Here is a 14351-nt window from a genome sequence, read left to right as displayed (position 1 = left end):
ATTATTTGGCCCATCTCCAAGGTCAATTCTAAGCTGGATGGTACCTGCCGGTAAGTCCTTTACTGTACTTCCTTGCTTGAAAGTGCTTGAACCATCCTTTTATGTCTTAATCATTTCACCCCCCGCTTAATAGCTTTAATAAAATAATTTAGGAAAAGTATATAATGGCATTTAGAAAACGATTTCTATTTGTACAAAAAAAATATATGCCTGCATCTACGATTAATATCTAACCTTACATATGTTAACAGTATAATTATACATGTTAATTAATAACATTTCAACCACATTATGTATTGAACCCTTTTGTGCCTGTACGTGTATTGATTCTGGATAGTACACTTTAAGTTAGATATTATCCAACCTGCATTACCTGCTGTTTCAAATCCAGGTATGTTTACATTCAGAGATTTTGGCAGATTACTTGTAGGTGCGCTTCCTCCTAAAATCAAGTGTAATCTATTCAAATCTTTATTTTTAAATTAGCATAACAAGTTGAGCCATCATATAATATTTTTATGATGAATAATATGCAGGAAGGTTTAAAATGAATAGTGTAAATCCTTTTCTCTCAAGGGTATATTTACTGGACATGAAGTTTGGAGATGTAACAGGTGATGGAATACCTGATAAGGTTTCCCTATATGGCACCAAGCCTAATGGCTTTAAAGGAATTTTTGCTGATAACATTACAGTTGTAATTGAGGATGGGTACACAAAGCAAAGAAAAGCTATTACTCCTGAGTTCAATTCAGGGTATAATGCAAGCTTATTTCTTGGTGACTTTACCAAAGATAAGGTTGATGATATAAAGGTAAGTATTGATTCAGGCGGCAGCGGTGGCTATGGGTTCTTTTATATTTATTCTTTTAAAAATAGTAATCTTCAGGAGATATTCAACTTTGATAATTACAATAAGGAGTATATTTATAAAGTTGATTATGCTGATTTCTATAAAGTCCAAGTAGCCAATGTAATGCTAAATAAGCTTTTTATACTAGACATTAGCTATAAAGGCTATGATTATTTATCTCTGTTTTACAACGAAGATGGCAGGTTAAAGAAACCTGTGCAAGGAGAAGTGCTTGCTATAGGTGCCTTAGTTCCAGTTGTAAACAATGAAAAAAGTAATTCTTTTGATTTACTTGCTTTTCAGCGTATTATAGGTACTACTAACAGCGATACCTTAGGTTATATTCAGAACTTTTTAACTTGGAATGGTCACAAATTTATATCCTCAAGAATGCTAGCTGCTATACCTGGCACCAATTTAACCTCGCTATATTAACTTATGGATATTATCCAATGGGGACAGTTAATAACAATTTTCACTCTAAAATGGGACGGTTAACAAAAATGTACACTTAATTAAGAAGTACAATAAAATGTTAACCGCCCCTAAACTTTAATAGCGTAATAGTGAATAAAATCATTAACCGTCCCCTAATGGAGAGAGACCAAAGTAATTAACCATCCCTAATAGAAACATACCACCGGGGTTCCGGCGTCGATGTTTTCAAATATGGTCTTGGCTAGGCTGAAGGGGAGATTTACACAGCCGTGGGAGCCATCTGTTTTATATATATTGCCACCAAATCTGCTTCTCCAGCTGGCATCATGTAATCCAATTCCTCCGTTAAAGGGCATCCAGTAGGTAACAGGTGCAGCATAATCCGGTCCTCTTAACACAGCACCATTTTGTTTGTATTTCAATCTATAGATACCTGAAGGTGTTTTGTGCCCGGCGTTAACGTTGCCTGTAACAATATCTCCCTGGGCTATAAGGGAGCCATTTTTATAAAACCATATATGCTGCTTTGTCATATCTATTTCAACATAGGTATTTCCAATATCACTTGTTATGGTTGAAAAAGCTGTTTGAGAATACTTTGGCTCTTTTGTTATAGTTTTTCCTTCTTTTATTGCAGCAATAAAGTCCTGTGTTTCTGCTGATGTATTAATGGCATAGCCATAATCCCCGCCGCTTACTTTTATTGTTTTTCCTGAGGAGGTAGTAAAACTTCTTGTTTTCCCAATGGTATTATAATTATTGAAGAGTCCAGTTAAATAACTCTTTACCTTTACCTCATCAAGACTAACTTTAAAGTTTTCATCTACACTAAGCCACTTATTTATTATTAAACCATCTATTATTTCATTTTTGTCTCCAATATTATAGGTAATCTTGGAGGCTGCATATTTATTAAGAATATTTTTAGTCTCAATTATTTTTTCAGATTTTGAAGTATATTGTGGATTTATATAACAATTTATAGCTTCCAAATCTAAAGAAGTGCCCTCCTTTAAAATTGCCTTTTCAACTTCATTATATAAAATATCTTTATTAATTTTATTTCCTGGGATTTCCGGTACAATAATATACCCACTCTCTGTATAGGTAAAGCGGGGATTCTTAGGCTCAACAATGTTACTACTATTAAGGCAGTTAAGCTTATCAAGCTGCTTTTTTAGTAATTCTCTATCAAAGGTAACACCAACAGTAATTTCATTATTTTTTTTATTGCTAAATGCAGTAATCCATTTTAAAGCACTTTGTTTATCCTTTAACTTCTTAAATTCCTCCTCAGAAGTATACTTTAAGTCAATATCAACTGCGCTTATCTCTTCCTTTGCTCCGCCTCTCTCTTTTAATTCCAAGGTAAAGTCTTGAAGCTTTGATGACATTTCACTTTTTACTTCCTCAACAGTTTTACCTGAAACATTGATGCAGTTAATGGTGGAGCCATAATAAAAATGCTTTAAAAAGTAAATTGATGTCCCAAAATATATAATTAGTAAAGAGCAAAGAGGAATTAAAATGACTAATAAAATTTTATTTGGTTTAGGTTTTTGTTTTTCCTTTTCCATAATACCAGCCCCTATGAATTACTAGCCTTGAACAATTAATAGTTGTCCTTGCCTATGTATTATTTATAAGCTCTTTAATTATATAGACGAATTACTTCCTTTATTTAATGCAAAGCTCATAATTCATTTTATGAGGCAATATTTATTTTTAAAACCATTGTTAATATATAGCAAAATAAAATAAAAACCTAGAGAATTTTCTCTAGGTTTTTTGTATATTAGATTCTACTGCTCTTAATTGCCCGCTTTTACTGCTTTATCTTTTCTAAAGAACATAAAGCCTCCAATTAAGATAAACGCAAAGGCTAGGAGCATTAAATTATTAAAATTTATTACTGATCCTGTTTGAGGAAGCATACCATTTGCTTCAGCAATAGTATACTTACTAAAGTGACTAGTATCGAAGGTAAAGGTCATTGTATCTTTATTATAGCTTCCACCAACTTTTTCCCACTGCTTTGTATTTTCGTTGTAGTAGAAAGCGGCAAGTTTCGTAATATCTAAACCACTAATTTCATCTTTAGACAATTTTACAGATATATTAGCTTTTCCACTTTTAAATGTATGTATATCCTTTATTTTCGTGCCGTCCTGTTTATATGCAGAAAGGCTAAAATCAAATACCTTCCCTACACTTTTAAGTGAATTTAAAACTGCATCTCCTACTACTAAATTTTGTTTTAAATTTACATAGTCTCCTTGTCCTATTCCATTAAAATCTATAGTAGAAAATGGAAGACCAACTATAACATTATTAGAATTAAGCTTTATGCTTCCTTTACCGCCATTTATGGACGCAGCATCAATTTTAGCTTCTACAGTTTTTACATCTGTAGGTATAACTGGTGTTATATCATTTACAGCATCCTTAGATATTTTACTTGAATTTAATGTTATGAGGGCATCTTTGCCATTAAGAGTTGTTGTGAAATTTTCTGAAGCTGGTGCTGCTGGAGCTGCTGATGAAGGTTGGTCTATAGATATTGGTGTATAGCCAAACCCTACAATACCACATGTAACTAAATGCTGATCATCATACACATTAAGTCCAAGCATACCGCTAGATACAATATACTTATCTACAAAGCCCTGGTCTTCCAACTTTGAAATGACCCCATCTGTATCTATCCACATATTTCCATTGATATCGCCTGATTCAAAAAATTGTTTTGCAGATAAATCATATTCTTTAACAAGGCTAAGACCATTATTACTAATTGTATACTTTTGTATGATATTCTTCACTACGGCATAGTTAACTGGTGAAATTTCTTGAGTGTATACAAGCAATGTATTGTTTGTCCCAGGATAAATAGCTTTAATATGATTTGTACTATTTATTGAATATTCCTTAATTGTGTTATCATTTAAGATCCTAAATACCTTATTATCAGCACCTAATGCAAGGGATTTAAAAAACCACATACTTCCATCTAAACCCTGTTGCAGCCTACCATATGTGTTATACAAAGAATCTCCCTTTTGAAGAACAAGTTCTTCATGGGAAAATCCCTTATCATTATATATTATGTATTTTGTATTATAATCTGTAATTTTTCCATTTGCATCATAGATTGGAATATTGTTTTGGTCTGCTGCAAACCAGAATACTCCATTTGCATCTATTTTGTAATCTGTAATATATGCTTTTCCATCACCGTAGATAGGTACATTTTTTACAAATTCCATCTTGTAGGTATTTAAATTTGCCTTATATATTGCATATGGCTGGCTTTGGTCATCTCCATTTGAAGCTACATAAACATTATCGTTATATACTCCTATGTAAATTAAATGCCTTATAAGATTAAAGTCTTGAGAAATTATATGTTTTTGGCCATTCTCTTCAACAAAGAATTTTATATTGTTGTCAACAATTACAGTATTATTAACAATTGTCTTATTTTTATACTGATATGCAAAGCCCAAAGTTTCTTTTCTAACATCCATAAACGTTGGAAGAGAAGAACTAGCTGCTTCAGCCTTAACCTTCCCTGCAAATCCAACTCCAAAAATCAATTGAAATAAGAACAGTACTGCAGTAATAGCACTTAATAACTTTCTTTTTCCCATCTTTTACTCCCCTTTGTATTAATAAAATCAATGATCAAATATAGCTATGGATACTATTTTCTCTCAGGTATACACCTCCAAACAAATCCATAGATATACCTAACTGCAATAATAATACATGGTGTTAGATAAGTAAAAGCGTAAACAATACTATTTAGGTAACCCGGCTGCCTTAGCTTAATAAACTTTAGGCCCGTGGCTTTGCGTCTCTATCTTTCAATAGGTTTGCCTTTATCTATGGTATCTTATTTTAACAATTTATGATGGATTATGTAGTTATATGTAAAATTATATCAAAATGTAACAATATTGTGAAGTAATATTTTACCAAGATTATAATATATGAAATAAAAAAGGAACCCACAGTGAAAGCTTATTTCTCTCCTGCAAGCTCCTTTAACAAAATTACTTAGTAACTAATTTCTATTTAGGGCTTTATTCAACTACTTTAGGTAAAATAATTTTAAAACATGCTCCTGCCCTGCTGTTATTTTCAGCTGTAACCCTGCCATTATGTTTTTCTATTATGCTCTTTGTAATTGCAAGTCCAAGTCCATGCTTACCTCCTTTTCCCTTATAAAATCTATCAAAGACATTCTTTAATTCCTGCCCATCAAAGCCCGGCCCATCATCTTTTATGGTTATATTAATACTGTTACCTAAGCTTTCAAGGCTTACACTAATTTCTTTTTTAGAATATCTCAAGGAATTTCCTAATATATTAATTACAGCTCTTGATAATTTTTCGTCATCTGCCCTAATTATTAGATCTTTATCCTTTACATTAAGGCTTATGTTCACGCCATTTTTTATGGCAATGCCATTTACTCTATCTATACAGCCCTTAAGAAGGTCTTCAGTATTTAAGGCTTCAAGGTTAAAAGCCTCCTGCATGGAATCTAGCTTAGATAAATACAGAAGTTCCTCCACAATATTCGTTAGCCTTTTGCTCTCATCAATTATCACATCAGCTGCACTATTTGTATCCTCTATTACTCCAAGCTTTATTCCTTCTGCGTACCCTTGTATTGACATTAATGGTGTACGAAGTTCATGTGAGGCATTTTGTAAAAAGGTCTTCATGGTAGAGTCATAAGCTTTAAGCTTTTCTGCCATTGCTTCCATAGTCTCTGCCAATTCTCCAATTTCATTATCCTCATATTTTTCAGGTACAATTTTATAATCTCTTTCACCGATTTTCTTGGCATATTCATTTAAAAGTGAAATTGGTTTGGAGATCTTCTTAGATACAGCATTTGAAATTATTAATGCAATAATTGCAGCAACAAGCATTATGGAAAAAAGTATTACATTAATTGAAAGTATAAGCTGACTGCTATTTTTCATGTCTGAATAGAGTATTAAATTCCCTAATGATTTTTTATTTTCTAAAGCAAAGGGATGTATTAGTGCTGCATACTTTATATTTGAAGCACTAAAGTATTCTATTCTATTCTTTTTCAGCCCACTACCTAAAATATTTTTCTTACCTAAGGAAGGTATTATATCATTACTTAATATACCCGCCTCTTCACTTGCTAAATTCCTTGGAAAAATCACCTTCTCATTTACGTTTACCACTGCATATTTTATGTCAAGAAAGGTTTGGGTCTGTTTAAGTATTCTATTTATTTTTAACAGAGAGTTCAGTTCTGTTTTCTCGTCTGCAGTAATATTATCCTTCGTGCTGCTTATAAGCTGCGTATTCAGTGACTTTTGAATAATTTGAGCAGCAGATAAGAGTTGATTCCTGGTTTGATACCTTATATAAATATTGATGCATATATTAAATACAATGGAAGTTAAAATTACCAATATAATAATAATTGATATATGTGATAAAAATATACTTTTCCTAATGGATTTTTTAGAATTATTCATAGATCTAAACCTTCCTATTCCTGTTTACCAGAAATCATAAATCCATAGCCCCACATGGTTTCAATTGTAAGTGCAGCTCCTTCATTATTTAGCTTCCTTCGAATTCTTTTTACCATATCATCAGTAGCACGCGTATCTACTTCCATATCAAAGCCCCAAACCTTATTTAGTAGTTCTTCTCTAGATACTGCCTTATTTACATTTCTTACTAAATAAAGGAATAAATTAAATTCCATGGGAGTAAGCTTTAAATCATGACCATTACAAACTGCATTTCTGCCTTCAGTAGAAATAGTTACATCTAATATGTTTATTAATGCTGAGTTACTCTCTCTAGTTTTCTCAAATTCCATTCTCTTAAATATACTTTTTACTCTCAAAACTAGTTCTACAGGACTAAAGGGTTTAGTCATATAATCATCACTTCCAAGCATTAGACCAGCAATCTTATCAGATTCTCCGTCCTTTGCGGAGATAATAATAATTGGTACGTTGCTTTCCTTTCGTATTTGAGTGCAGACTGAAAGCCCATCTATCCCAGGCATCATAATATCTAGAAGAAGCATGTCAGCAGCCTTTTCCTTAAAGGCCAGTAAAAGCTCCTCACCATTAGTAAAAGCTTCCACAATGTATCCCTCTTTAACTAAAAATATTTTTATTAATTCTTGAATCTTGATTTCATCATCTGCTATATATATAAGTTTTTGTTCCACGTTAATTTCACCTCATATAGACATCTTCACTATCTATTATAACATTTGTCTTTTATATGTAATATAACTGCTAAAAACTTGCCACAATTCTGCCACATTTTATCGGAGATTTAACCTATATTAAAATGGTAAACTTTATTTGTAAGGAGAAAGTAAGGAATACAGGAGGCAGAAAGATTGATAATCTTTCTGTGCAGAATTAGGAATACAGGAGGGATATTATTGAAAAAGATTTTATTAATAATGTTAATGCTTATATGTTTTTTGGCTGCTGGCTGCGAAAGGAGCGGAACATTAACGCCCGTATCAAATAATAAAAAATCCTCTATACTAAGCCCTGCTCAAAAGAATAATACTACTTCAGCAAATATTAATAAGGCCGATGGATCAACTAATATGACCCCATCAACAGATAAGGAAATGCAGGAAGCTTCTAATATGCTAGATAAATTAGATAGTACCTTAAATGGCCTAGATAATAGTTCGGAAATAAATACAACTGAGTCAATAATAAATAATATAAATTAAGGAGATGTTTTTAAAATGAAAAATTTAAAATTTAAGGTAATCTCATCATTGATTTCAGCAGCCCTTATAATACCTATGGCTGTCCATGCCCAAGGAACAAGTGCTACAGCAGGTAAACTTGGCGATGGACTTATAAAACAGCAGCAGCACCTTCAGTTAGTTCAGGAAAGACAGCAGTTCAAAGCTAATATGCTCCAGAAAAAAGATACTATAAAGAAAAATCACGAGACCATTCAAGGGCTTAGAAAAACAGTATCTGATAAAAGAGCCACTGTAAAAACAGACATTAATAATATTAAACAAAGTAAAAAGCAATTAACTTCTGATGATTTAAGCAAAATTGATGCACAGCGTAAATTAATTCAAAATGATGTGTCCGCAATACAAGCTACTAATGGCACCATTGAACAAGCCTTTACTCAATTTAAATCTGACGTGCAAAGCAAAAAATTTGATGCAGCAACTTCTGATTTAGATAAAGTGATAAGTATTCAAAACACAAGAATTAGCGAACTTACTAAATTAAATGCTGATTTAGATTCCTTATTAAACCTACTTCAAAGTGCTTCAGCAAATAGTTCAAATCAATCCACTCCAGCAGGGGCATAATGCATAAATAAAAGGGGGATTTTACAAAACTATTATTAAAAATAGTTTTGCAAAATCCCCCTTTTATATTCATTTATTATGTGGGAGTGTTTCTCAGCCTAAGTTGCTGATATATACTAATTTTATGTAATATCTTATCCAACTATTGAAATTTGATCCATTTCCTTTAAACTAGATGATGTTATATTATTGCTTTGAAAATATTCATGCCTTTTGCTGCTTATTTTATCTTGTACTGAATAAAAGCTTCTATTTAATAATAGTGCTATTTCCTTACAGGTTTTGCCTCCAATAATCATTGACTTAACCCTATTTTCTTCCTTAATTGTCCACTGCTTGCGACATGCGGGAAGTTTCTTCTGCTTGTCTACATTAATTTTTTGCTGCAGCCATTCTGGCACCTTGGTGCTTGCCATGTCCCTGAAAGTGGTATAACATGATGTAATAAATTTAATATCTGCTGTTTTAGTATTCCATTTATCTTCATGTTCCTCTATAAATAGTTTAAAGTTATCTATTGAAATTTGATATTTTTTAATTGAGTTTATTCTAAATTTCTTATATTTTAAATAATCTTTATCCATCCAATTATAAACAGTTCTTGTGCCAACCGCTAAAATCTCAGAAATATCCTTTGGAGTAAGGTATTCACCGTTTGCAATTATCTGCTCTCTAAGACCTATTTTGTGGGCTTTTAGTAAAACAGCATTTTTGGTTCTAGCAAGCTTCTTTGCAATATTCTCTATGGTCATTACGCCCCATTTTTCTTCTAGATAAGTTACTTCTTCTGAAAGCCAATGCCTATTTTCACAATTAAGACCTAGTTGTTTGGCTTTTTTAATTATGCTTTCCCTTGTTCTATTGGGTAGTAATAAGATTAATTCATTCATTGGTTTAATTTGATAAAAGTTATAAAGAACATTTTCTTCCTGCTCAGACCACCTATTGGTTAAATTCTCCTTTGGATATTTGTTTGTATCTAGCTCTAATCTTTGAGCTTTTCTAACTACGCTGTCATAACTCCTATCAAGCACCTCCATAATAACTCTCAATTCAACTTGTCCCCAATTTTCAGCTAGATACTTTTGTTCTTCTGAACTCCACTTTTTTACCATACTGCACCTCTCAATTAATAAAACGTTTTGTTTTTAGGTAACAAATTATTTAACGTTTAAGTTACAAGTAACTTTTACATTAAAAAAAGACAGGCAACACAGCGCCTATCTTAGAAAGATACAACTGTTACCCTATATTTTTGGCAACCTGACTATCATGGCAAATAAATTTGCTTTAGACTCACGGCTTTGCGTCTCCACCTTTTGATGGATTTGCTATTTACTAATATAAAATAATTGATTTATATTAAGTTATTACCATTATATTCTATATTAAATGAGAAATCAATATATCTAATAATAATTATACGAAATATTTTGTATTTTTTAGGTGGTACCTAAGATAATTTGTAATAATTTCAAAAAAAGTGACAGTTTTCATTGAATAAAGTCTATTAAACTAAATAAAAAGAGCCCATAGGCACATTTAAGATCTATGGGCATCAATATAGTTAATTCACATTACCCTCTAATACAGTCTTGTATATAAATTCATTTTGAATTACTTCCTGCTCTAATTTATGGGATAAGTCTTTATTGAACTCTGATTTTATTTTTTCCCTATACTTTTTGCTAATAGCATACATTAATATATTCATTATTACACCTCCCAAATTACTTATAAATTCTCTATACCTCTTATACGTATATTATACTACAGAAGATCCAAAAAGATACTATAAATAAAATATTAACATGATAAATATTGATTTCACAATGTTCTCTGTACTAGTATTGTTAGTATTTTCACATGATAGTTAAATGTTTATTTATATAATATAGGGGGGTATGGTATACAGGTGCCATATTTTATCCTATGGAAATGAAAATTTATTTGCAATACACAAATAAAATAAAAAAGACACTCCAATAAAACTTGGAATGCCTTTCTTATTTGTTAATTATAAAACCAATCTCTTAACTGATAATTCTTTATGCTGCTTCAAATCTAGGAACTCAGAGTTGTCCAGCAGTAGTGGTCTTGTTAAATCATTTACATCTATTTGTATAATCTTACAAACCTTTTCTGTATTTAATTCAACCATTTCTCCAATATAATAATTAACTACGTGACTTAAGAAAATATTACTATACTCATAATCAAGCCTTCCTAGACTTTCTTTCTTAATTATTTCAAGTGCTTCGAAAGGTCCCTTGCTATTTTTATAGCTCCTATCAGAATTCACAGCATCAAAGGTGTCTGCTATAGCTATTATTTTTGCGAACTTATGAATATTCTCTTCCTTTAATCCTAATGGATATCCGGAGCCATCATTTCTTTCATGATGCATAAGCACGCCATAGCTCACAGACTTATCTAAAAAAGGTATCTCTTTTATATAGTTATAACCTATTGTTGGATGCTTCTTAATTTCATAAAATTCTTTTTTAGTTAAGTCTCCAGGTTTATCTAAAATACTCTTATCTATTTTAACTTTACCAAAGTCATGTAAAACTGAGGAATATGTAAGAAGGTTAAGATCACTGCCGCTTAATCCTATCCATTTGCCTAGTATTGTACTTAAAGCAGTAACGTTAACTCCATGTCTATAAATAGTATCTTTCCCACTGCCATAAAGGACAATATTCTTAATCACTGAGTTTACTGATTTTAACTCACTTTGAATTTTAACAGCAAATCTTCTTATTTCTTCTATACTTGTTACTTTTAAATTTTCCATATCCTCATAAATATTTTCTACATTGAAGGTAAGTTCCTCAAGACTTTCTTGAACTTCCTCAAAAGTCCTAATTTCATCAGCATCCTTGCTGTAATCTTGTTCAGCATCAAAATCTCCATAGTATACCTCAATTTGATTGTCTATATAATAATCTTTCAGTTTATCTATTGCATATTGGGTTACAATTGTACCCTCTGCAATTAGAAGCTTACCATTAGCTTTTATTTCCTTAGACAAAATCATACCTGGAGTTAATTCATGAACATACAATAGCTGCTTCCCTTTTACCATATATGACACCTTCCATAGTTAACTCATAATATTACTTATACAATTCTATAGAAAAATCATATATCCTTTGTCTAATAACGGATTATTTTGTCTAAAAATTCAATTATTTTTCCCTAAATTTCGCAAATTATAATTAGTTTAGTCAATTTATAATACATATTAAGCTTTTCACTGTAAAAAGAACTATTGATTTTTTTATTATAAATTAGAAACCACCCTTTCTTACTTCTTTACTTCTTTCATATTGAACTGGCCAAAATATATCATCTTGAAGCTCTTTAGCTGAAACTAGGGGCCAATACGGGTTACGTAACAACTCACGCCCTAAATATACTAAATCAGCTCTATTATTTTGTATAATTTCCTCTGCCATAAGAGGACTTGTAACAAGGCCACCCGCAACAACAGGTAAGCTGGTGAGTTTTTTTATTTTTTCAGCAAACCCTATTTGGTACCCTGGATATGTATTTATGTGTGCTTGAACTACTCCGCCTGAGCTTACATTAATAATATCTATACCAGCTTCCTTAACAAAGTTAATAATTTCAGCAGTATCTTCAGGGTTATTACCACCTGCTGCATATTCTACAGTTGAAACCCTTAGTATTAAAGGTAATTCCATTGGCCATTCTTCTCTTACTGCTTTTATAACTTCCATTAAGAATCTAGCTCTGTTTTCTTTACTGCCGCCATATTCATCTGTTCTTTTGTTAGTTAACCCAGACATAAATTCATTTATTAAGTATCCATGAGCTCCATGAATTTCAATTACATCAAAACCTGCCTCCCTAGCTCTTCTGGCACCATCCTTAAAGGAACTTATTACCCTTTTTATATCTTCCTTGCTCATTTCTATTGGTGTTTTGTATTTTTCATTAAAGGCTATAGAGCTTGGGGCTATAATGTCCTCAGTACCTACTTCACACTTTCTACCTGCATGAGCAAGCTGTATACCCATCTTTGCGCCATGCTTTTTACATTCATCTACAATTTCTTTTAAAGGCTTTATATGTGAATCCTGCCATATACCTAGATCCTTATCAGTTATTCTTCCTCTGCTTTCTACTGCAGTTGCTTCAAGAATAATAAGTCCGGTTCCACCAACAGCTCTAGTTCCATAATGAATAAAATGCCAGGAGTTTACATTTCCATAATTATCTGCACTGTCCATACACATTGGTGCCATTACAATTCTATTTTTTAAATTCAAATTTTTTAGATTATATTCCGAAAATAATTTTGACATTTATTTGTCTCCTTCCATGTAATTATTTTAGTAATTAAAGGACTTTCCCAGCTATATTTAAAGTTTTATAACGGTAAAGTCCCTTGGTAAGCATAAATTATTTTGCTAAATTGTATATGTTTATTATGTCCTGTTTATTTAATTTTACAAAGTTTCCAACAGTTTTTGTATCTTTATTTGTACACTTATCAGCCATTTCCTCAATTTTATCTTCTGGAATATTGGCATCACTTAAGGTAACTGGAAGTCCTATTTTCTTAAAGAATTCCATCATTCTGTTTATTCCCTCTAAGGCAATTGCTTCACTGGATTCAAAGGATAGATCTACATCCCATACCCTAACTGCAAATTGCACAAATCTATTTATATTATGTTTGTAAACATATTTCATCCATGCAGGAAATACTATGGAAAGACCTGCACCATGTGCAATATCATATAAGGCACTTAATTCATGCTCAATTCCATGAGATGCCCAATCTCCTATTCTTCCAGGATCTACTAATCCATTGTGAGCATTTGTTCCAGCCCACATAATTTCAGCTCTTGCAGCATAATCTGATCTGTCTTTAAGTGCTAAAGGTGTATTATTTATTATGGTTTTTAATATAGCCTCACAAAGTCTATCAGTTAAATCCACATTTTCCACATTTGTAAAATACCTTTCCATTGTATGAGCCATCATATCACAAGCACCGCAGGCTGTCTGATAATCAGGAAGTGTAAAGGTTAATTCAGGATTTAGTATTGAAAATACAGGTCTAATTAGTTCAGTGTTAAGTCCTCTTTTATACATGCCATCCTCATTGGTAATAACAGAGCTAATGCTTGCTTCTGTTCCAGTAGCAGGAATAGTTAAAATATCTCCAACAGGAAGTGCTTTTTCAGGCTTTGCTTTCATTGAATAAAAATCCCACACGTCTCCTTCATATGGAACTCCTACGGCAATTGCCTTGGCGGTGTCTATTACACTGCCTCCGCCTACTCCTAAAATAAAATCAAGCTTATTTTCACGGCACAGCTTTATACCTTCATAAACAAGGCCTAATCTTGGATTTGCCTGAATTCCTGATAACTCTATATATTCAATTCCATTTTCCTCTAAAGATCTAATTACTTTATCGTATAGCCCACTTTTTTTAATGCTTCCGCCGCCAGTACATAATAGAGCCCTGCTGGAATACTTTTTTACCTCGCTTCCAACAAGTTCTTCAGTATCTTTTCCAAAAATAATTTTGGTTGAGATTAAAAATGTGAAATTATTCATTTAAATTCCTCCTAATTTAATGCTAATTGATAAAAATAAGTACTTACTAAAAATTATTAGTAATACTTAAATATATTA

12 protein-coding genes and 2 riboswitches are annotated in these 14351 nt (G+C 31.9%); of the genes, 3 read left to right on the top strand and 9 right to left on the bottom strand.

The window, feature by feature from the left end; genetic code table 11:
• The first annotated feature begins 547 nt into the window (after positions 1 to 547).
• Positions 548 to 1288, top strand: coding sequence for a VCBS repeat-containing protein (locus ACJDUH_RS01580; RefSeq protein WP_406763400.1), 741 nt, complete (start codon positions 548 to 550; stop codon positions 1286 to 1288).
• A gap of 188 nt (positions 1289 to 1476) precedes the next feature.
• On the opposite strand, the gene ACJDUH_RS01575 is transcribed toward ACJDUH_RS01580, so the two are convergent.
• The 4 genes from ACJDUH_RS01575 to ACJDUH_RS01560 all read right to left on the bottom strand — a co-directional run bounded on the left by ACJDUH_RS01575 (position 1477) and on the right by ACJDUH_RS01560 (position 7535).
• On the bottom strand, positions 1477 to 2868 hold the full coding sequence (locus ACJDUH_RS01575) for a L,D-transpeptidase family protein (protein WP_406763399.1): 1392 nt from the start codon (positions 2866 to 2868) through the stop codon (positions 1477 to 1479).
• A 234-nt stretch (positions 2869 to 3102) separates the two neighbouring features.
• Positions 3103 to 4941: an LPXTG cell wall anchor domain-containing protein gene (locus tag ACJDUH_RS01570; RefSeq protein WP_406763398.1), complete on the bottom strand. Its 1839-nt coding sequence runs from the start codon at positions 4939 to 4941 to the stop codon at positions 3103 to 3105.
• 154 nt (positions 4942 to 5095) lie between these two features.
• A riboswitch (cyclic di-GMP riboswitch) is annotated at positions 5096 to 5181 on the bottom strand.
• 195 nt (positions 5182 to 5376) lie between these two features.
• Positions 5377 to 6822 (bottom strand): sensor histidine kinase, encoded by a 1446-nt coding sequence (locus ACJDUH_RS01565; protein ID WP_406763397.1) that lies wholly within the window; start codon positions 6820 to 6822, stop codon positions 5377 to 5379.
• Between the two features lie 14 nt (positions 6823 to 6836).
• Positions 6837 to 7535: a response regulator transcription factor gene (locus ACJDUH_RS01560; protein WP_406763396.1), complete on the bottom strand. Its 699-nt coding sequence runs from the start codon at positions 7533 to 7535 to the stop codon at positions 6837 to 6839.
• 222 nt (positions 7536 to 7757) lie between these two features.
• Between ACJDUH_RS01560 and ACJDUH_RS01555 the strand changes: the two genes are divergently transcribed.
• Together ACJDUH_RS01555 and ACJDUH_RS01550 are read left to right on the top strand one after the other, a co-directional pair.
• Entirely contained in the window at positions 7758 to 8063 is a 306-nt protein-coding gene (locus ACJDUH_RS01555; protein WP_406763395.1) for a hypothetical protein, read from the top strand.
• A gap of 15 nt (positions 8064 to 8078) precedes the next feature.
• On the top strand, positions 8079 to 8672 hold the full coding sequence (locus tag ACJDUH_RS01550; protein ID WP_406763394.1) for a hypothetical protein: 594 nt from the start codon (positions 8079 to 8081) through the stop codon (positions 8670 to 8672).
• Between the two features lie 134 nt (positions 8673 to 8806).
• Here the strand turns inward: ACJDUH_RS01550 and ACJDUH_RS01545 are convergent, their stop codons facing one another.
• From ACJDUH_RS01545 to ACJDUH_RS01525, 5 genes are all read right to left on the bottom strand, one after another.
• Positions 8807 to 9787: a hypothetical protein gene (locus tag ACJDUH_RS01545; protein WP_406763393.1), complete on the bottom strand. Its 981-nt coding sequence runs from the start codon at positions 9785 to 9787 to the stop codon at positions 8807 to 8809.
• Positions 9788 to 9926: 139 nt separating this feature from the next.
• Positions 9927 to 10015, bottom strand: a riboswitch (cyclic di-GMP riboswitch).
• 224 nt (positions 10016 to 10239) lie between these two features.
• The gene (locus tag ACJDUH_RS01540; protein ID WP_406763392.1) at positions 10240 to 10386 is read right to left on the bottom strand and encodes a hypothetical protein; all 147 of its coding nucleotides are present in this window, start codon (positions 10384 to 10386) and stop codon (positions 10240 to 10242) included.
• A 303-nt stretch (positions 10387 to 10689) separates the two neighbouring features.
• A complete protein-coding gene (locus tag ACJDUH_RS01535) occupies positions 10690 to 11760 on the bottom strand; it encodes an HD-GYP domain-containing protein (protein WP_406763391.1) in 1071 nt (356 codons plus the stop codon).
• A gap of 205 nt (positions 11761 to 11965) precedes the next feature.
• The gene (gene namA, locus ACJDUH_RS01530; RefSeq protein ID WP_406763390.1) at positions 11966 to 13006 is read right to left on the bottom strand and encodes an NADPH dehydrogenase NamA; all 1041 of its coding nucleotides are present in this window, start codon (positions 13004 to 13006) and stop codon (positions 11966 to 11968) included.
• A gap of 97 nt (positions 13007 to 13103) precedes the next feature.
• Complete coding sequence (locus ACJDUH_RS01525) at positions 13104 to 14273, bottom strand: iron-containing alcohol dehydrogenase (RefSeq protein ID WP_406763389.1); 1170 nt, start codon at positions 14271 to 14273, stop codon at positions 13104 to 13106.
• Positions 14274 to 14351: the final 78 nt, after the last annotated feature.

The sequence above is a fragment of the Candidatus Clostridium radicumherbarum genome, assembly GCF_045310525.1.
GTDB classification, from domain to species: Bacteria; Bacillota; Clostridia; order Clostridiales; family Clostridiaceae; genus Clostridium_AT; species Clostridium_AT radicumherbarum.
The sequence above is the reverse complement of the archived record's forward strand: the minus strand, read 5'-3'. Positions and strand labels throughout refer to the sequence as shown.